Annotated in this window: 14 protein-coding genes; 7 read left to right on the forward strand and 7 right to left on the reverse strand. The window is 42.3% G+C overall.

Annotation, left to right across the window (positions count from 1 at the left end):
• Positions 1 to 599: 599 nt before the first annotated feature.
• Entirely contained in the window at positions 600 to 1,445 is an 846-nt protein-coding gene (gene accD / locus ACEN82_RS07915; protein ID WP_112654351.1) for an acetyl-CoA carboxylase, carboxyltransferase subunit beta, read from the reverse strand.
• A gap of 268 nt (positions 1,446 to 1,713) precedes the next feature.
• Here accD and fbaA point away from each other — a divergent pair, with 268 nt between their 5' ends.
• The 3 genes from fbaA (at position 1,714) to ACEN82_RS07930 (ending at position 3,795) form a co-directional block, all read left to right on the forward strand.
• Entirely contained in the window at positions 1,714 to 2,793 is a 1,080-nt protein-coding gene (gene fbaA, locus ACEN82_RS07920; RefSeq protein WP_112571736.1) for a class II fructose-bisphosphate aldolase, read from the forward strand.
• Positions 2,794 to 2,894: 101 nt separating this feature from the next.
• On the forward strand, positions 2,895 to 3,413 hold the full coding sequence (locus ACEN82_RS07925; RefSeq protein ID WP_413319166.1) for a low affinity iron permease family protein: 519 nt from the start codon (positions 2,895 to 2,897) through the stop codon (positions 3,411 to 3,413).
• Positions 3,370 to 3,795, forward strand: a complete 426-nt coding sequence (locus ACEN82_RS07930) for a GNAT family N-acetyltransferase (RefSeq protein WP_413319164.1) — start codon at positions 3,370 to 3,372, stop codon at positions 3,793 to 3,795. Before ACEN82_RS07925 ends, ACEN82_RS07930 begins: the two co-directional genes overlap by 44 nt.
• 248 nt (positions 3,796 to 4,043) lie before the next feature.
• Here ACEN82_RS07930 and ACEN82_RS07935 read toward each other — a convergent pair whose 3' ends face one another.
• Both ACEN82_RS07935 and ACEN82_RS07940 read right to left on the reverse strand, forming a co-directional pair.
• Positions 4,044 to 4,397 (reverse strand): TfoX/Sxy family protein, encoded by a 354-nt coding sequence (locus ACEN82_RS07935; RefSeq protein ID WP_413319162.1) that lies wholly within the window; start codon positions 4,395 to 4,397, stop codon positions 4,044 to 4,046.
• A gap of 84 nt (positions 4,398 to 4,481) precedes the next feature.
• Positions 4,482 to 5,468, reverse strand: a complete 987-nt coding sequence (locus ACEN82_RS07940; protein ID WP_413319160.1) for an aldo/keto reductase — start codon at positions 5,466 to 5,468, stop codon at positions 4,482 to 4,484.
• A 191-nt stretch (positions 5,469 to 5,659) separates the two neighbouring features.
• On the opposite strand from ACEN82_RS07940, the gene ACEN82_RS07945 reads away from it, so the two are divergent.
• Together ACEN82_RS07945 and ACEN82_RS07950 are read left to right on the forward strand one after the other, a co-directional pair.
• A complete protein-coding gene (locus tag ACEN82_RS07945; protein ID WP_091162621.1) occupies positions 5,660 to 6,010 on the forward strand; it encodes a YciI family protein in 351 nt (116 codons plus the stop codon).
• A gap of 40 nt (positions 6,011 to 6,050) precedes the next feature.
• A complete protein-coding gene (locus tag ACEN82_RS07950) occupies positions 6,051 to 7,277 on the forward strand; it encodes an RNA polymerase sigma factor (protein ID WP_413319158.1) in 1,227 nt (408 codons plus the stop codon).
• Between the two features lie 121 nt (positions 7,278 to 7,398).
• Here ACEN82_RS07950 and ACEN82_RS07955 read toward each other — a convergent pair whose 3' ends face one another.
• The 4 genes from ACEN82_RS07955 to ACEN82_RS07970 all read right to left on the reverse strand — a co-directional run bounded on the left by ACEN82_RS07955 (position 7,399) and on the right by ACEN82_RS07970 (position 14,888).
• Entirely contained in the window at positions 7,399 to 9,576 is a 2,178-nt protein-coding gene (locus ACEN82_RS07955) for a glycoside hydrolase family 3 protein (RefSeq protein ID WP_413319156.1), read from the reverse strand.
• Between the two features lie 11 nt (positions 9,577 to 9,587).
• Positions 9,588 to 12,908 (reverse strand): SusC/RagA family TonB-linked outer membrane protein, encoded by a 3,321-nt coding sequence (locus tag ACEN82_RS07960; RefSeq protein ID WP_413319154.1) that lies wholly within the window; start codon positions 12,906 to 12,908, stop codon positions 9,588 to 9,590.
• A 188-nt stretch (positions 12,909 to 13,096) separates the two neighbouring features.
• Positions 13,097 to 14,194: a FecR family protein gene (locus ACEN82_RS07965; RefSeq protein WP_413319152.1), complete on the reverse strand. Its 1,098-nt coding sequence runs from the start codon at positions 14,192 to 14,194 to the stop codon at positions 13,097 to 13,099.
• A gap of 94 nt (positions 14,195 to 14,288) precedes the next feature.
• Entirely contained in the window at positions 14,289 to 14,888 is a 600-nt protein-coding gene (locus ACEN82_RS07970) for an RNA polymerase sigma-70 factor (protein ID WP_176627486.1), read from the reverse strand.
• A 181-nt stretch (positions 14,889 to 15,069) separates the two neighbouring features.
• Here ACEN82_RS07970 and ACEN82_RS07975 point away from each other — a divergent pair, with 181 nt between their 5' ends.
• Positions 15,070 to 16,509 (forward strand): alpha-L-fucosidase, encoded by a 1,440-nt coding sequence (locus ACEN82_RS07975; protein WP_413319150.1) that lies wholly within the window; start codon positions 15,070 to 15,072, stop codon positions 16,507 to 16,509.
• A gap of 256 nt (positions 16,510 to 16,765) precedes the next feature.
• Positions 16,766 to 19,438 (forward strand): glycoside hydrolase family 2 protein, encoded by a 2,673-nt coding sequence (locus tag ACEN82_RS07980; RefSeq protein ID WP_413319148.1) that lies wholly within the window; start codon positions 16,766 to 16,768, stop codon positions 19,436 to 19,438.
• Position 19,439 lies beyond the last annotated feature (1 nt).

Consider the following 19,439-nt stretch of genomic DNA (forward strand, 5'->3'; position numbering starts at 1 on the left):
TTTAATATGGTTGATTTAATGTTTGTCGCCAATGCAACATCAATGTGTGTTCCAATTGTTATTGTATTGTCAAAATGGCAGGGGAGGGAGGATTTAGTCAGGTTGGTTGTGAAGGTAATGCCTATCCACCCGTCATTGAGGAACCATCAGGTCAGAACCCCCAAAAAAATATAATAACGTATAAACTATGTTTTAAGGGTGTTGTGCGGGGGGCGCGTTAAGGATAGCAGCGAAAAGCCCACAGCGCGGGTTGGGTTTGCGAGCAGGAAAGGCGAGGACTTGTAGCGGATAGCCTGGCCGCAGGCAACGCCCATATCACAAAATGGATTTAAAAAATATACTTGATAATCAACAACTTACGGCAATGTCATTATAAGGTACGAAGACAACCGACCGAAGGGAGCTCATTAATACCTATAAAAAACAAATTATAATTATTAATAATCCCAACTTTACAAGCGGCTATGTAAGTGCCCCTGCAGAGTTCTCGATTGCTTCGTCGTTCCTCCTCGCAATGACGATTTTCCAAAAGCTATAGCAAAAAAATAAGGGATAAACATTTAAGCTTATCCCTTACCATATAAAGATTGATTATATCGTTAATCGGCCATCATTTTAATAAATGAAGCTAATTTTTCTTTCATTTCTCTCCTGTCGACAATAAAATCAAGGAAACCATGCTCCTGCACAAACTCGGCAGTTTGGAAACCTTTAGGAAGATCTTTTTTAATGGTTTCTTTAATTACCCTTGGCCCTGCAAAGCCTATCAGCGCGCCCGGTTCGGCAATGTTGATATCGCCTAACATGGCGTATGATGCTGTTACGCCACCGGTGGTTGGATCGGTAAGTAAAGATATATAAGGGATTTTTGCCTGTGAAAGCAACGCAAGCTTAGCTGATGTTTTAGCCATTTGCATCAGTGAAAATGCCGCTTCCATCATGCGCGCACCACCCGATTTTGAAATCATCAGGAACGGAACTTTATGTTGGATACAGTAATCAATAGAGCGGGCTATCTTTTCACCAACTACTGATCCCATTGAACCCCCAATAAAGTTAAAGTCCATACAGGCGATAACCAGGTCCTGACCGTCAATTTTACCGGCGCCTGCCCTTATTGCATCTTTTAAACCTGTTTTGTGCTGAGTTTCCTTAAGCCGGTCGGTGTATTTTTTGGTGTCTTCAAAATGAAGCGGATCACCGGATGTAAGCTCAGGAAAAAGCTCTGTAAACTCGTTATTATCAAATAGTACCGAAAAATATTCTTTTGAACCTATGCGCAGGTGGAAGCCACAGTAATGGCACACATATTGATTTTCTACCTGTTCAGAATAGTGTAAAGGTTTTTTACAATTAGGGCATTTATTCCAGATGCCATCGGGGGCTTCCTTCTTTTCCTCAGTAGTCGTAATTATCCCTTTCAACTCTCGTTTAAACCATGCCATATCTGTGTCTAACTCTTTCAATTGGGTACAAAGAAACAAAAAATATTAAACATGTGGTGCCGGATATAAAAAGTTATGGCAGGGTAAATTGTTTGCTGAAATCTAAAATACTTATTTAATGCTATTTTTGTAATAAAGGGATCGGATTGCTAATTAATTATATCATATTTTTAAATTAAGCCTATTTTTACTACCGTTTTAATATACTTTTAAGATTACTTAACCGATTTCAATAAATTTTATAACTTCGAGCCCCAAATAAACGCTAATGGATTTAAAAAATTATAGAGGTGTTCTGCACGGCGATCAGGTGCAGGAACTATTTGAAGCAGCAAAAAAGCATCAGTTTGCTTTGCCGGCGGTAAACGTTATTGGTACTAACACTATCAATGCAGTTATGGAAACAGCTAAAGCTGTTAACTCTCCGGTTATTATTCAGCTGTCAAATGGCGGTGCACAGTTTTACGCCGGCAAATCATTGGATAATTCAAAACTTCAGGCTTGTATTTTAGGTGGTGTATCTGCTGCAAAGCACGTTCACCTTTTGGCTGAGCATTATGGCGTAGCAGTTATCCTGCATACCGACCATGCCGCTAAAAAATTATTACCATGGATAGACGGCTTGTTAGATCATGGCGAGAAGTTTTTTGCTGAAACCGGCAAACCTCTGTTCTCATCACACATGCTCGATCTTTCAGAAGAGCCTATTGAAGAGAATATCGAAATTTCGGCTAAATACCTTGAGCGTATGGCTAAAATGGGCATGACCCTTGAAATTGAGTTAGGTGTAACCGGTGGTGAAGAAGATGGCGTTGACAACTCTGATGTTGACAGCTCACGTTTATACACTCAACCGGAAGAGGTTTCTTATTCATACGAGCATCTTTCAAAAGTAAGTCCCCGTTTTACCGTAGCCGCTGCTTTTGGTAACGTGCATGGTGTTTACAAACCAGGTAACGTTAAGCTACAGCCGGTTATTTTGCATAACTCACAGGAGTATGTAAAACAAAAATTTGGTTTAACTGCCGAAAAACCTATCAACTTTGTATTCCACGGTGGTTCTGGTTCAAGCCAGGAAGAGATCCGCGAAGCTATTTCATACGGCGCTATCAAAATGAACATTGATACCGATATGCAATGGGCTTACTGGGAAGGTATTAAAGATTATTATAAATCAAAAGAAGGATACCTGCAAAGCCAGATCGGCAGCCCGGATGGTGAGGATTCTCCAAACAAAAAATATTATGACCCGCGCGTTTGGTTGCGCAAAGGCGAAGAAAACTTTGTAAAAAGGCTTTCTGTTGCTTTCGAAGATCTTAACTGTATCGACGTATACAGCAAATTATAATATTCATCAAAAGCTAACAAAAGCGCCTGTACATTTGTTGTACAGGCGCTTTGTTGTTTACAGACAGCGCGGCAATCCCATAAAAAATAAAATTTGCTACCATGGTTAAAATTAACAGTAAGAAAAAGAATTTATTTGAACGCTTTGCCAACTGGGCCACAATTGCAACCGGAAGCTCGGGCGCGTTTTTAACGGCTTTTGGTGTTATTATTGTTTGGGGGGTAACAGGTCCCTTGTTCCATTATTCGGATACCTGGCAGTTGGTTATCAATACCGGTACTACTGTGGTTACTTTTCTGATGGTTTTTTTGATTCAGAAATCACAAAATAAAGATTCGAAAGCTATACATTTGAAACTGAATGAGCTGCTTGCCTCGCACCAGGGGGCAAGTAACCGGATGGTTGATATTGAAGATATTACCGAAAAGGAGCTCGATCAATTGCATAAATTTTATGTGGAACTGGCCGGGCTTGCCGAAGAGGAAGATGATATCACCTGTACGCACTCTATTGATGCAGCGAGGGAAAACCATACCACAAAACTCAATCATTTCAAAACAAAACCGCATTACATCAATGCCCGGAAAAATTATAGTAAAAAAAGTAACGGAGCAAGCTGATCTTGACACAGTACATGCCATAAGGCATGAAGTATTTGTTATTGAACAAAATTGCCCGCCCGAGCTGGAATATGAACATGAGGATGTATCCCATCATTTTTTAGCTACTGCGGATGGGGAGCCGGCCGGTGCCTGCCGCTGGCGTAAAACCGAAAATGGTTATAAGCTTGAACGGTTTGCCGTATTGAAAACGTTCAGAGGATTTGGGATAGGAGGAGAGCTGGTGAAAGCGGTGTTAACTGATTTGCCGGCCGATGCGGATTATGTTTATCTTAATTCGCAAACCCATGCTGTGCCTTTTTATGAAAAATTGGGTTTTGAAGCATCAGGGCCGGAGTTTGAAGAAGCCGGGATCAAACATTATAAAATGGTGAAGAAGTAAAACGTTGTCGTTTTGCAACAACTTTTTAAAAGTAAAGAAAGCGTTGTTGCTTCCTACCTGCCCATGGCAAGTTAAAAAGGATGTCATGTTGAGGCTCTCGAAACATGATGGGCGGGGCCTCTGCGCGCGAGTCTTCGACGGGCTCAGACTGACAGTTCAAAGTTTGTCATTACACCTTCAGGGTCCATCGGATTTTATCACTCAGACTGACTACTATGGTCGATAAACCAACGGTGAATAAATGAGGGTTATTTCTTTTTGGATTTCCTCTTTTTAGATGCCTCTGCCAGCGGATTAAATGCAAGGCACAGGTTGATCCAGTAATTCAGCTGGGCGGTGGTTTGCAGAGTGAAATCTTCAACATAAACATAGCCTTTCATTACTCTTTCGCCGCTTACCATTTGGTTACAGTTTCCTTTCTCAAGTTCAATAGCCGCTTGTTGTTCGCCAATGCGGCACAAAATGCTATTGTCGCGTACGCAAACACATAACTTATCATCTACCATAAAACAAACTCCCTGGAACATTTTCTTTTCTTCCACCACCGGAAGGTCCATTAATGCTTCGCGAATACGATCGGCCATTTGTTCGTTATATGCCATAAGGGTTTATATTTTTTCACGCAGAGGCGCCAAGACAGGCAACGGAATCCGGCGTCTTAGCGCCTTCGTAAAATAAAATTACAATTAATTCTTATCAACAAATTTGTAATTAGCCTCATTATACCTGTCGCCGGTATCCGGGTATTTAGCTAAAACGGTTTCAATATCCTGTAAATCATTGGCTGTTAATTCCACATCAACCGAACCTGCATTGTCCAAAAGGTATTTTCTCCTCTTTGTTCCTGGAATAGGGATAATGTTATCGCCTTGCGCCAGCACCCAGGCAAGGGCTAACTGGGCAGGTGTGCAGCTTTTTTGAGCCGCAAGTTGTGCAAACTCATGAGCCAGGCCCATATTATTTTCGGCGTTGGCATCCTGATAACGAGGAAGGCTTTTCCTGAAATCGTTATCAGCCAGTTTGGTTACATCCAAGGCATTAGTAACCAATCCACGTACCAGTGGGCTGAATGGCACGAATGAAATCCCAAGCTCTTTGCACACGGGCAAAATCTCAGCCTCAACATCGCGCGTTAATAAAGAATATTCACTTTGCAAGGCACTGATTGGATGCACCGCGTGTGCACGACGGACAGAGTTTGCCGAAGCTTCAGACAGCCCCAGGTATTTTACTTTACCTTCTTTTACCAGGTCGGCCATAGCGCCAACCATGTCCTCAACGGGCACATTTGGGTCGATGCGGTGGGCGTAGTAGAGGTCAATTACATCTGTTCTTAAGCGTTTTAAACTTTGTTCAACCGCGGTTTTAAGATAAGCCGGCGAGCCGTCAAACTCGGTCAATCTGCCATCGGCACCGGCCCTGAAACCAAATTTGGTGGCGATGAAGATCTTATCACGATTGGGTACCAATACCTTTGATACCAGTTCTTCATTTCGGCCATTGGCATAAACATCGGCCGTATCCCAAAAGTTAATGCCTATTTCTATTGATTTTTCAAGTGTAGCTATCGATTCATCGTCATCCGGCTGGCCGTAAGCATGGTTCATGCCCATACATCCCAGTCCAATAGCCGAAAGTTCAACTCCGGTTTTTCCTAATTTTCTGTATTTCATAATGTGGTAGTATTGTTTATTATCAAAGTACGTGAAATAACAAAAGCATATCAACCTCAATTTATAAGTATTATGTAAGGTTATACATTGCAGATTAACTTTTTCTGGTTAATTTGAAAAAAAATCGAGTGGTTGTCCAATTCAGCCAAACCTGATCGTCTTTTGGTTTTTAACCATTAAATTCAAAAAACATGAACGAGTTCTTATTGATCTTCAGAAGAGACGCAGAAGCCACTGCAGCGCAGCGGTCGCCCGAACAGATGCAAACCATGATGAATTACTGGCGCGAATGGATTGGCGGGATTGCCGCACAAAACAAACTGGTGGCCGTAGGCAATAGGTTGGATACCTCCGGTAGCGTAGTAAAACCCGACAATGTGGTAACAGACGGCCCTTATGTTGAAGTTAAGGAAGCAATAGGCGGTTACAGCATTATCAAAGCGTCGTCGCTGGAAGAAGCCGCGGAGTTATCAAAGGGCTGCCCGATCCTGTCGGTAGGAGGAAGTGTCGAGGTGCGTCCTATCATCCCAATGGAAGTATAATTGATTTGCAGCCTCCCATATACGGGAGGCTGCTTGTTTTATGCAGCAAGATCAGCTTCTACCACATTTGTTCCGCTCCGAATATCAAAAGATAATTGCGGTATTATGCCATTATTTCGGCTTTGAACGTATAGAAGCCGCCGAAGATATTGCCAGTGATACTTTTCTCACAGCTGCCGAAACATGGGGGATCAAGGGGGTGCCGGATAACCCTAAAGCATGGTTATATACTGTGGCCCGCAATAAAGCAACTGATTATGTAAGGCGTGGCTCCAGGCTTAAGCAAAAAATAGCCGAAGGGATTGTTGCGAAGGATAATTACGAGGTGGAGATCGATCTTTCTGACCAAAATATTAGCGATAGCCAGCTGCAAATGATGTTTGCTATTTGTCACCCGGTATTGCCGGCCGAGGCGCAGATTGGCCTGGCGTTACGCATCCTTTGCGGTTTCGGAATTGATGAAATTGCCGAGGCTTTCTTATCGAATAAAGAAACCATTAACAAACGCCTGTTCAGGGCGAAGGAAAAGCTCAGGGAGCAAAAAGTAAAGATCGTTTTTCCTGAACCGGCTGATATTGTTAACCGGCTGGGCATCGTACTGAAAACTTTATACCTGCTGTTTAATGAGGGCTATTACTCCAGCTGCCAGAGCACTACATTGCGAAAAGATTTGTGTTTAGAAGCCATGCGGCTTAACTATCTCCTTATAGAAAACAAACAAACCAACCTGCCCGAGGTGAATGCCTTGTTATCATTGATGTGTTTTCATGCTTCAAGGTTTGATGCCCGGGTAGATGAACATGGCGAAATGATCCGCTATGATGACCAGGACAGAATGCTTTGGAATGATGATTTGATAGTAAAAGGACGATACTACCTAAACCTTGCCTCAAAGAAAGGAAATGACGCCGGTAAATATCATATTGAAGCTGCTATAGCTTATTGGCATACCGTTAAAACTGATACTGCCGAAAAATGGAAAAATATATTAATGCTCTACAACAGGTTACTTATCGCTGCTTATTCGCCCGCGGCTGCGTTGAACCGGGCTTATGCCTTGGCAAAGGTAAAAGGGAAGGAGAATGCCATTATTGAAGCCGAAAAGTTAAAATTGGATACTAATCATTTGTATCATGTGCTGCTTGGTTACTTGTATACAGGGGTAAATAATGAAAAGGCAGTTTCTCATTTGCAAATCGCCTTAAAGTTGGCTAGAACTGCTGCTGATAAAAGTAGAATTCTGAAGGATTTGAAGGCCTTGCTATGAATAAATTATAAAAAAAACGTTATTATAAGGTACGAAGCAATCCCCGATAAGCAGGTTCGCCCTGTATAGTTTGGGATTGCTTCGTGCCTCGCAATGACGCTCTTAAGTCTTTATGAGTGTTTCAATTAGCTATCTTGAAATCAGCTACCAACTTTTCATCGGCCGAGTTGCTTCCCAGCACCAGTTTGTAATTACCCGAATAAAGCTTCCATTTGTGCGCAGAGAGATCCCACTTTTGCAAATCCTGAACCGGGATTTTCAAAGTAACGGTACCCTCTTTATCCTGCTCCAGGCTGATGCGTTTAAAGCTTTTCAATTCTTTAACCGGCATCCTGTCGATTTTAGGATATTTAATATATGCCTGCACTACCTCATCGCCATTAAATTTACCGGTGTTTTTAACGTTTACTGTTACTGCAAGGGTATCGGCTTTTTTGTAGGTGGTTTTTAATTTACTGCCCAGGGTGTAGTTAAACGATGTATAGCTTAAACCAAAACCAAAAGGATATTGCACCGGACCGGTATAATAACGGTAAGTGCGGTTTTTCATATTGTAATCGCTGTAGTCGGGTAAATTGCTCATGTCTTTATAAAAAGTAAGCGGCAGGTGGCCCGAAGGCGAAACATCGCCAAAAATAATATCAGCTAATGCATTACCCCCCTGTTCGCCGGGGTACCAGGCAAATATAATGGCATCGGCATAAGGCTCAATAGCGGATATGTCAACATCGCTGCCTGCGGTTATTACTGCTACAAGGGGCTTGTTTTTTACGCTTTTGCGCAGTTCTTTCATAAAGGCAATTTCGCTGGCAGGCAGGCTCAGGTTTTTTTTATCGCCGCCGCTTTCAGACAGGAAAGCATCGCCTGCTTCGCCTTCCAAAACGGGGGAGAGGCCTATGACAGCAATGGTAGCATCAGCATTACCCGCAGCCCAGGCGCCGCCAAAATGAGTGGTATCTTTATAATCACATCCAAGATCATATTCAACGCGGGTAGCTTTATCAACCGCGCCGGTAATACCCTCAACAAAATTGATCACTTTGCTGCTGGTACCGTGGTAATTTGCTATCATGGCATCGAGCGAGGCCGCGTTTGGCCCAACCACCATAATGCTCGAGTAGCTGCTTTTTTTGAATGGCAAAACATTGTTGTTATTCTTTAACAATACCATGCTTTGCTGGGCCACTTTACGGGCCAAAGCCAAATGTTGTTCATTGTGAACACTGTCGGCGCCGTAACCATGATAAGGATTAGCGGCCGGGTCGTCATAAAAGCCCAGTTTAAATTCGGTGCGTAAGATAGCGCTCAGGGCCTGGTCAACATCTTTTTCGGTAAGCAAGCCTTGTTTAATAGCTTTAATACCATCGTTCTGCAAAATGGACGAGCAATCCAGGTCAACGCCAGCCTTGATGGCAGCAGCGGCTACTTCAACCGCAGTTGGTAGTGTTTTGTGGGTAAGGTACACATCATCCAGGGCACCACAATCAGTTACTACATGGCCATTAAAGCCCCATTCTTTCCGCAATATATCGGTAAGCAGCATTTTATTTATAGAGTTTGGTACACCGTTAACGCGGTTATAGGCGCTCATTACCGATTCAACGTGGTTTTTAACCAGCTCGTGAAAAGCATACAGGTAGGTTTCGCGAAGATCTTTCTCATCAACCTTGGCGTCAAACTTATCGCGGGTGGCTTCGGGGCCGCTATGTACGGCAAAGTGTTTGGCCGTGGCCGATGTTTTCAGGTATTTAGGATCATCGCCCTGCAAACCTTTAACAAAGGCTGAGCCCATACGACCGGTCAGGAAAGGGTCTTCGCCGTAAGTTTCCTGTCCGCGGCCCCAGCGAGGGTCGCGGAAAATATTGATGTTGGGCGTCCAAAAGGTAAGTCCCATATATTGCAGGTGCCTGTCTTGTGTAATGGCAAGGTTGTATTTGGCTCGGGCTTCAGTTGATATGGCCGTTGATACCTGCTTCAACAGATCTTCGTTAAATGTAGCCGACATACCGATAGCCTGCGGAAATATGGTTGCTTCCCCGGCGCGGGCTACGCCATGCAAAGCCTCATTCCACCAGTTATAGGCAGGGATGCCTAAACGGGGCACGGCCTGGCTGCGGTAACCTAATAAGGAGATTTTTTCGTCGATGGTTAATTTCGATAAAAGATCTTTTACACGTGAATCAATCGATTGCGAAGCGTCTTTATAAAAAGGAACCTGCGCATTTGCGGTAGAAAATTTTAGTAATGCCGCAAGCATTACCGAACAACATAGGAGTTTGTGTTTTATGGTGGAAGCCATTTTTAGATGATTTATTTTTTGAGTTTAAAGTTAATATTTATTCCGTAAGTATGGGTTGGCGGAAGGCTTGCTCCTTCAATCCCTGCATATTTTATATCCGGCGAAAATCCAGATTCCGGATCGATATTGGCCGAGCGCTTCATAATTGTCCACAAGTTTCTGCCTACCAGTGAAAAGGTTATGCCTTCAAATGGTGTTTTATTAAGAAAGCCCTTTGAAAAAGTATAGCCAAAAGTAACCTGTCGTAATTTAATAAACCTGCCGTCAAGCACATTTAATGCAGATACATTTTGGGCCAGCGCCTGGTAATAGTTTTGCGCAGGTACAGCAATGGTATTCTTTTCACCATTGGCGTTTACGCCATTGCCAATAACGCCGTTTTCCCTGCCTGCAAGGGTAAGCTGGTTAAAGCCCCTGTAAATGCTATTATAATTTGTAGCCGATAATATCTTGTTACCAAAACGGTAATCGATCAAAAATGAGAGGCTTAGTTTGCCAAATGCAAAATTGTTGTTTAATCCACCGTATATATTAGGCACCGCGCTGCCCATAGGTACACGCGGGCCGGCCATGGGTAAACCATTTCCGTCAAAAATGATCTGTCCTTTATCATTTCTAAGGTAATCGTTGGCCATAATCTGGGGGCCTGGCAAGCCTTTAACCAGTGCCGTAGCAGCATTTAGCGGGCGGTAAGTACCGAAGCTTATGTTAGCCGACTCGGGAGTGCCGTCTGTTTGAAGGATCTTGTTTTGTACATAAGTAAAATTAAACGATGGCGACCAGGTAAAACTGGTTGTTTTAACAGGAGTGCCGCTTAGCTCAATTTCAATGCCGTTGTTTTGGGTTGAACCCGTAGGGATAAACCGCCGTGCAAAACCGGTTGCCAGATCAAGGTCGCCTTTAATGATCTCATTTTTTGTTTTACGGTGAAAATAGGCTACATCAATTCCAAGCCTGCCGTTTAAAAATTTAAGCTCGGTACCGGCTTCCATTTCGGTAAGCGTGTAAGGCTTAAGAAATAAATTGGGCAGGCTGTCGCTGAAACTGCCGATGGCAACACCGTTTATCGAATAATTTGTTGTGTAATATTGGGTTGTTACATATGCATCAGTCGGCTCGCCGCTCGTTTGCGCATACGATAACCTCAATTTTCCGAAATCAAGGCTGGGAATATGAACAAGATCGGAAAATAAAAGACTCGCCGATACCGAAGGCGTAAAAATACTCCGGTTATCGCTCGGCAATGTGGAGTAGGCATCGTAGCGGCCGGTAGTAGTTATGGTTAAATAGTCTCTGAATGAAAAATCAACGGCGTAATAGCTCGAATGCGTTTCGGTACTTTTATAGTTGTAGTTGCTGCTTTTGATGCTCAAATTATTATAGCTATAAAAATATGGTACAATGAATGGGCCTCCAAAAAGCTTCGTGTATTCGTATGTGTTTTTGCGTAGGTTAGTCCCGGCAGATATGTCAAAACTCAGCACCTTAGGAATGATGTCATGTTTGGCACCTATTAACAGGTCACTGTTTAGTTCAGATCGTTGGGTGTTTGACTGTTCATCAAGTCCGCCCGTTCCGCCGGCGTAATAAGCGGTTCCGGTTGGGGTAACCGTTTTTCGTTTATCGTAAAGGATGTCGTTGCCCAACCTCAACTGTGCATACAGCCAATTATTGAAATTGTATTTACCCGATAATGCAGCTATTAATCGGTTACGGTTTACATCATTAATAAACCTGTTAATGGTAAAATAAGGATTTGTTGTAAAGGTGTCACTATTCCATCTTATTTCACTGCCATCTGGGGCATAACCAGGCGCAAGGATAGCCTGATCTTCGTTGCCTGCCAGGTATTGAATGTTATTTACATTAAAAGGCCCATCGCTCAAGTTGGGTTTTAAATTAGAAGTTTCGTTGATAAAATTAGCTGCAACATTAATATTCAGTTTTTTGGTAACATTTTGACTTGCCGATAAGTTGAACGTTTTGCGGCTGAGATCACTGTTACGTACTATTGAGCCGTTGCTAAGGTTTGATAATGACAACCGGAAATTACCATTGTCGTTACCGCCGCTAAATGCAGCAGTGTTGGTAAAAGTATAACCCTGACGATAAAACTTACTGATATTATCTGTTACAGCCGAGTAGGGGTAATATTCGCCATCAAATTGAATTGTGGGTTTACCGTCCAGTTTTTCGCCCCAGCCATAGTTGCCTGAGGATATTGCGTTGGTTACGGTAGTCGGCCTTATCCCATACAAACCCTGGCCGTATTGCGTTTGATAATCAAAGGTATTAATTGCTTTATCAGTTTGATAATTGGTATTAAACTCAACACCAAATGGAGTGTTTTTTTTTCCTGTTTTGGTAGTTATTAAAATTACGCCATTGGCCGCGCGTGCTCCATAAAGTGCCGATGCCGCCTGGCCTTTTAATACGGTCATATTTTCAACATCGTCGGGATTTATATTGCTGATGCCATCGCCAAAGTCGGCCCCGCCCCATTCATTGGCTGAGCCCCTTTGAGTATTATCCATGGGCACACCATTAATAATAAAGAGTGGCGCGCTTGCACCAAAACTTGTAACGCCTCTTAGTAAAATACGCGCAGAAGATCCTGGTCCGCCGTTTATGCCATTGATACTTAAACCTGCTACGCGCCCCTCTAATGAGTATGCTACATTTGATTCCTTGGCTTTATCAAGTACTTCACCACTAATAGTTGTTACTGAATAACCCACCCTTTTTTGTTCCTTGTTAATGCCAAGCGCCGTTACAACTACCTCGTTTAGCACATTACTTACTGTAAGCGGAATAGTTAATGTTGCAACGTTATTAAGTTTTACCTCTTTGGTAATGTAACCTACAAAACTCACTATCAACGTTGACCCAGAGGGTACTTCAAGCGAAAACGCGCCCTTCGCGTCAGTGAGCGAGCCCATGGTTGACCCTCTTACCCTAACTGTAGCGCCGGCAAGCGGTGCGCCATTTTCATCAACAACAATGCCCGTTACCTTAACTACATTAACTATTTCATCAATTGGGGCAATTACTATTAGGTGATTGGCAAGCTCGGTATAAGCGAAGCCCGAATTGGCCAAAATTTTATCTAAAATACTTTTAACATCTTCATTATCAACGTCTACGTCAACTTTGTTTAAAGTGGGGATTTTTCTTTCGCTGTAAACAAAATGATAAATGCTTTGACGTTCGATGGCTGAGATCACCTTTTTAAAATCGGCCGATTTTAAATTGATAGTGACGCGGGTTTGTGAATATACAGTTAATATAGCCAGTAAATTGAAGAATAATATTAACCTAAACCGTATTTTCATTTATACTGATAACCTAAACCTGTCGCCAACATCCATTGGGGATGCCTAAATTTACATAAATTTTATAATTAGCACAGGTAATAGTGTAAAATGACCGAATTGGTAGGTAACAATTACGAATATTGTAAAGCACAGCCAAGCCAACTGATGGGAACAAATGTACTGATAACTAACTGTAGAATTATTAGTTAGTAGATATAAATGGCAGCGTTTTTAATTTTGTAATGAAAATCTTCGGTAATGCGTAATGCGTCAAGAGCCTGGGTAATGGATTCTTTTTCATAAGTGCCGCTGAAACGGTACTTTTTCATTTCATCATTTTTAAATTTGATCTCAACACCATACCAGCGTTCCATGCGCATGGCGAGGTCGGCAAAGCTTTCGTCCCTGAAAATGAGTTTATTCTGTGTCCAGGAGGTTTCTAAAATGGCACTGTTGTCCTGGTGAAGGCGGGTAAAGCTGGTTAAGACATATTGCGTACCGGCACTGCTGTCGGTAGCTGGTGAAAGCTTGGCCTGGTTTTTACGTACAGTAGTAAACGAGCCCTTTTTAACAATCAGTTTTTCGCTTGGTTTTAAAATGATCCTGTCCGATGGCCGGTCGTCAAGGGTAACTTCAATGGCGCCCCTGATCAGGGTTGTTTCACTTGACGGATCATCGGGGTATGATTTAACGTTAAAAGCGGTACCCAGCACCTTAATGTTCATTTTTTCGGTATGGATAATGAACGGATGTTCATGATCTTTATGTACATCAAAAAAGGCTTCGCCGCTTAAATAAACTTCGCGGGTTTTGCCTGTGAAGTTTGTTGGATATCTTAACGAACTTTGCGAATTAAGGGTGATACGTGTACCGTCGGTTAATACAATGGTTGATTTATCGCGGGCAGACGTATTTTTATTTTGCCAGGCGGCGGATGTTGTGCTTGCAATTCCGTGGCCCAAAGTAACTGTTTTTGAATAAAAAAGGTACGCGCAACCTGCTATTAAAACAACAGCGGCCGCAGCACGCCAAAGATAATGCATCGTGCCCTTTTTAACGGGGTTAATGGCCGCTGCAGGTTCAATAACTTCCTGTGCTTTAATTTTTGACTTTATTTTTTGAAAGGCGAGGGCATTGTCGGCATATTGGGCATCGCTATGTTTCCAGTAAGCAGAAAGGGCTTCGTATTGTTCACGAAGGGAAGCATCATTAGCTAAGCAACGCTGAAATTCATTATTTTCATCAGAGCTGATTTCATTCGACAATTTTTTGCCCACCAGCTCTATAAATTTATCATTGCCCATCGTATAATTGCATCCTTATTTATGATAGGACAACTTATTTAGGTTAATTACTTACAAGGTTAAAAAAAATAATTCAAAATTACAATTGTGCTCCCTAAAATGTTGATTGCATTGGTTTTAACACAGCTTCGTGGTGTTTATTGTATTGTGTCAAAACGACACTAAGCTTCTTGATCGCTCTGAAAAGTTGCGTTTGTACCGTGCGGGGCGAAATATTAAGAATTTCGGCCACTTCCTTATACTTCATACCATCCTCTTTTATCAGTCTGAAAACAATTCGGCATTGTTGGGGTAAACCGGCTATGGCCTGGTCCATCCTAAAAATAAGCTCTTTGTTTTCAATTTCCTTTTGAGGGTTATAGGTGTTTACAAATTCTACCGTATTGGTTTCTTCAATTTGTACAACGTGAATAGTTGAGTATTTTTTGATGTGGTTTAGCGATTGGTTTTTTACCGCTACAAATAAATAGGTTTCAGGGTTTTGAATTTCGGTAAGGTTTTTACGGTTAAGCCAGCATTTTACAAACACATCCGAAACTATTTCTTCGGCAATCTCCCGTTGATGTACGTATAGTACACAAAATTTAATGAGCGAGTTGTTAAGGACATGGAAAAACAACTCAAAAGCGTTCTCGTCATCATTGTTGCAAATGAGTTTCCATAATTTTAGCGTATCAACTTTTCTGTCTCTCAAACCGAAGATTTTTTAATTAATCAACTAAATTTAAACTTAATAATGGTGTAACAATAATAACATATTAAAATCGAAAAATGAAATTAATTGATGTAAGTTGCAATGTTTTTTAAAAAATTTTAAAAAGTGTGTAAGCAATACACCATATAAAATTGTCAGTAATTAATAAAATAATAGCTTGATGAAACGATTATTTACAGTATTTCTTTTGGTTTTCGGCTGCTTTGAAGTGTTTGGACAACAGCACAATATGTCAAAGCAATATGTTCCTGCAGGCGACCCTGCAGTTGAGCAAAAAATTGCAAATTGGCAGGATCTTAAGTTCGGTTTGTTTATGCACTGGGGTACCTACAGCCAGTGGGGGGTAGTTGAAAGCTGGAGCATTTGCCCCGAGGATGAAGGCTGGACACAACGCCGCGGTCCGTACGGCGCTACCTATAATGGTTATAAGGCGGCATACGAAAATCTCCAAACAACTTTTAACCCAACCAAATTCAATCCCGAAAAATGGGTAAAGGCGGCCAAAGATGCCGGAATGAAATATGTGATTTTCACTACCAAGCACCACGATGGCTTTTGCATGTTTGATACCAAAGAAACCGATTATAAGATCACCAGCAGCAAAACACCTTTTTCAAGCAATCCAAGGAGCAATGTAACTAAGGAGATCTTCAACGCTTTCCGTAAAGATAACTTTATGATTGGCGCTTACTTTTCAAAGCCCGACTGGCACACCGAAAATTACTGGTGGCCATACTTCCCGCCTAAAGATCGTAACGTAAATTACGATCCGAAAAAATATCCTGAACGCTGGCAAAAGTTTAAAGATTTTACCTATAACCAAATCAGTGAGCTCATGAGCGATTATGGCAAGGTTGATATTTTATGGCTTGATGGGGGATGGGTACGCCCGAAAAGCAGTGTTGATACTACCGTAGAATGGCAGCGAGGAATTAAGTTTGACCAGGATATTGACATGCCAAGAATAGCCGCTATGGGCAGGCAAAAGCAACCAGGCTTGATTGTGGTTGATCGTACCGTTGCAGGCAAATATGAAAATTACACTACTCCCGAACAGGAAGTACCCGAAGTACCGCTTGATCATCCCTGGGAGAGCTGCATAACCATGGGTAATTCATGGAGCTATGTTCCCGGCGATCATTATAAATCGGTACAGCAAATAGTTCAGTTGTTGGTGAAGATCGTATCGCGCGGTGGTAACCTGCTCATGAATATTGGCCCCGGCCCTGATGGTGATTGGGATCCGGTTGCCTATGAACGCCTGCAAGGTATTAGCAATTGGATGAAAATCAACGGTGAAGGTATTTATGCCAGCCAGTCGGTTGCACCATATTCAACAGGTAATATATACTATACGAAAGCTAAAAACAGCAACACTATTTATGCCTTCGCTTTGAGTGATCAGGAAAAGGTGGTTTTACCTGCTACAGTATCTATAAAATTAAAGGATATAAAAAGGGTAAAGAAAGTGACCTTGCTTGGCAGCACTCAAAGCCTTAAATGGAAACGGGTGACTGATGGTATTGATATCAGTATTCCGGCAAAATTACAACAAGCGAGCGGGCTTAATGAAGCGGCCGGTTTTAAAATAGTTTATTAATATTTCATAACAACCAAATAACCACAATGTCATTTCGACGAATAGGGTAGGGCTAAGAAAGGCGAGGAGAAATCTTGTACAAGCGACGGGCAAATTTACAGGGTGTACAAGATTTCTCCTGATTACTGCCAAAAATGCCCTGTATACTCGTCTAAATGACAATTATACCGACAAAATCCCATATTATATAGCCAAGTTTTTACAGCTAAAATGATTTGGCAGTTCTTAATTTTGATCATCCATCCAACCCAAATAAATGACAACAACCCGTTCGGCAGGCAGATCTGCATTGTTTAAATTTTCATTAGTGTTATCCGTCCTTGCTTCTGGTGTTTATCAAAACGCAGGGGCGCAAACCAGCTACGAGCTTAATAGCGGCTGGAAATGTACGTCAATGAATAGTGTTAAAGATAATGGCACTATTATATCTCAAGCCAATTATGATCTGGCTGCATGGAATCCTGCAGTTGTGCCTGGAACGGTGCTTACAACCCAGGTAGCCAACAAACAGGTACCTGATCCATTTTACGGGATGAATAATGAGAAGATCCCTGATATCTATAAGGTAGGCCGCGATTATTATACCTACTGGTTCGCCAAAGATTTTAAAGAGGCCGCGCCAAACGGCAGCAATCAAACTTACCTTAATTTTCGTGGTGTAAATTATAGCTGTGATGTTTTCCTTAACGGGCATAAGCTTAACAGCAAACTGCATAAAGGCATGTTTTTACGCCAGAGCTATAACATTACCAAATGGCTGAGCAAAAACGGCAATAATCGTTTAGCTGTTGTAGTATACCCTCCTGATGTTGTTGGTAACCCCAATGGCGGTCAGGGCGGTGATGGCACCATTGCGCGTGGCGTAGGCATTCAATATACAGCAGGCTGGGACTGGATCCAGCCCATCCGCGACCGTAATACCGGCATTTGGGATAAAGTAACTATTGAGCATACGGGTGCTGTAATTATTAAAGATCCGCATGTGGTTACGCTTGTTCCGGGTGTTCGCCAGCCGGAAGGTGCACAACAGCCTGCTATTGTCCAAGTTTCGGCCGAAGTTGAAAACGCTACAGGCGCTGCAGTGAGCGGTACTTTACAATATAATTTAGATGGTAAACTGGTATCACAGCCGGTTACGCTAAAAGCCAATTCGAAACAGGAAGTTAAACTGGCCGATTACAGTCTTAAAAATCCTAAGCTTTGGTGGCCTAATGGCTACGGTCCGCAAAATTTGTATAAGCTTAACTTGCAGTTTGTAGTAGGCGGTAAGGTGTCCGACCAAAAAAGCATTGAAGTTGGCGTACGCCAGATTACTACCGAGTGGAACAACAAAACCGAAAGCCGCCAGGTTAATGTGAACGGCCAAAAGGTATTTATTAAAGGCGGTAACTGGATCATATCGGATCAGATGCTGCGTTTCAGCGATGCCCGTTATGATGCCGAAGTTCGTTTTCACCGCGATATGAACCTGAACCTGATCCGGGTTTGGGGTGGCGCGCTAATTGAACGCCCTGAATTTTACGAAGCTTGCGATAAATACGGCATGCTGGTTTTCCAGGATATGTGGGGATCGGGCGATTGTAACGGCCGCTGGATAGATCCAATGAAGGCTGATGATCAATGGACCCGGCGTAAATATCCTGATGATCATGACCTATATTTAAAATCAGTTGCCGACCAGGTTAAACTGGTGCGTAACTTCCCGTCGCTGGCTATCTGGTGCGGTGGCAACGAGATCACTCCGCCCGAAGATATTTTTGCAGCCCTGCGCGATACCATTATGCCAAAGCTGGATAATACGCGCTGGTTTATTCCATATTCAAATTCCGAAGAAATGTCGCGCAATGTACAGGGCGGTAATGGCGATGGCCCTTATGGTATCCAAAGCCTTACAACTTTCTGGGATCATCAAACTTATCCGTTCAATTCGGAAGTAGGGTCGGTTGGTGTTAGCGATTATGAGTCATTAAAACGCTTTATTCCTGCCGAAAATATGGTTGTGCCTGAGTTTGATGTATCTACCGGCAAAACCAAAGCAGACCCGGTTTGGGAATATCATAAATATATTGGCTACGACGGTTTTGTTGATAAATACGGAAAAGCCAAAAATGTTGAAGACTTCGCAACAAAAGCACAGTTGGTAAACTATGATCAGTATCGTGCATTAATGGAAGGCTTTAGCTCGCACATGTGGGATTGGTATACAGGTACCATCATCTGGAAAACCCAAAACCCATGGACAGGCATGCGCGGCCAGATGTATGATTATTACCTCGATCCTAATGCTTGTCTTTATGGCTTACATAACGGCAGCGAACCTTTACACATCATGTATAACCAAACAGATGGTATGGTAATGGTAGCCAACAATACTTTTAAAACGCGTAGCAATATGCTACTGGTAGCCAAAACCTATGATATGGATGGCAAGGAGAAAGTGTTAACAAAGGTTTTTGCCGACGTAACACCGACTACTACCAAACGCTATTTATCACTGAAAAGAGAGATTGAGAAAGAAGCAAAAGACAAAGGTGTTTTCCTTTGCCTGCAATTGCTTAAATCAGATAAAGAAGTAATTAGCGAGAATATTTACTGGTTACCTGATGCTAATGGCGATTTTTCCGGCTTACAAAAAATGCCTGCTGGTAATTTGGGCGCTACCGCCAAATATTTAAAGAACGGTAAAGTTGAGGTAACGCTGACTAACGAAGGTAATGGTGCGCTGGCATTCTTCAACCGTTTGTCTTTAGTTAACGCTGATACCAAACAACGCATTCTTCCTGCCTTTTATAGCGATAACTACGTATCGGTATTGCCAGGCCAAACTAAAAAAGTTGTTATCGACCATAATCCTGGTGCCGATAAAAATCTCGCGGTAACTATAGGCGGCTGGAACGTAACAGAAAAAACTATATCTATCGACAAATAAC

It is taken from the genome of Mucilaginibacter sp. Mucisp73, assembly GCF_059491465.1.

Bases quoted from the DNA above. Each gene is read 5' to 3' on its own strand.
- accD (WP_112654351.1), bottom strand. From the start codon at position 1,445: ATGGCATGGTTTAAACGAGAGTTGAAAGGGATAATTACGACTACTGAG.
- fbaA (WP_112571736.1), top strand. From the start codon at position 1,714: ATGGATTTAAAAAATTATAGAGGTGTTCTGCACGGCGATCAGGTGCAG.
- ACEN82_RS07925 (WP_413319166.1), top strand. From the start codon at position 2,895: ATGGTTAAAATTAACAGTAAGAAAAAGAATTTATTTGAACGCTTTGCC.
- ACEN82_RS07930 (WP_413319164.1), top strand. From the start codon at position 3,370: ATGCCCGGAAAAATTATAGTAAAAAAAGTAACGGAGCAAGCTGATCTT.
- ACEN82_RS07935 (WP_413319162.1), bottom strand. From the start codon at position 4,397: ATGGCATATAACGAACAAATGGCCGATCGTATTCGCGAAGCATTAATG.
- ACEN82_RS07940 (WP_413319160.1), bottom strand. From the start codon at position 5,468: ATGAAATACAGAAAATTAGGAAAAACCGGAGTTGAACTTTCGGCTATT.
- ACEN82_RS07945 (WP_091162621.1), top strand. From the start codon at position 5,660: ATGAACGAGTTCTTATTGATCTTCAGAAGAGACGCAGAAGCCACTGCA.
- ACEN82_RS07950 (WP_413319158.1), top strand. From the start codon at position 6,051: ATGCAGCAAGATCAGCTTCTACCACATTTGTTCCGCTCCGAATATCAA.
- ACEN82_RS07955 (WP_413319156.1), bottom strand. From the start codon at position 9,576: ATGGCTTCCACCATAAAACACAAACTCCTATGTTGTTCGGTAATGCTT.
- ACEN82_RS07960 (WP_413319154.1), bottom strand. From the start codon at position 12,908: ATGAAAATACGGTTTAGGTTAATATTATTCTTCAATTTACTGGCTATA.
- ACEN82_RS07965 (WP_413319152.1), bottom strand. From the start codon at position 14,194: ATGGGCAATGATAAATTTATAGAGCTGGTGGGCAAAAAATTGTCGAAT.
- ACEN82_RS07975 (WP_413319150.1), top strand. From the start codon at position 15,070: ATGAAACGATTATTTACAGTATTTCTTTTGGTTTTCGGCTGCTTTGAA.
- ACEN82_RS07980 (WP_413319148.1), top strand. From the start codon at position 16,766: ATGACAACAACCCGTTCGGCAGGCAGATCTGCATTGTTTAAATTTTCA.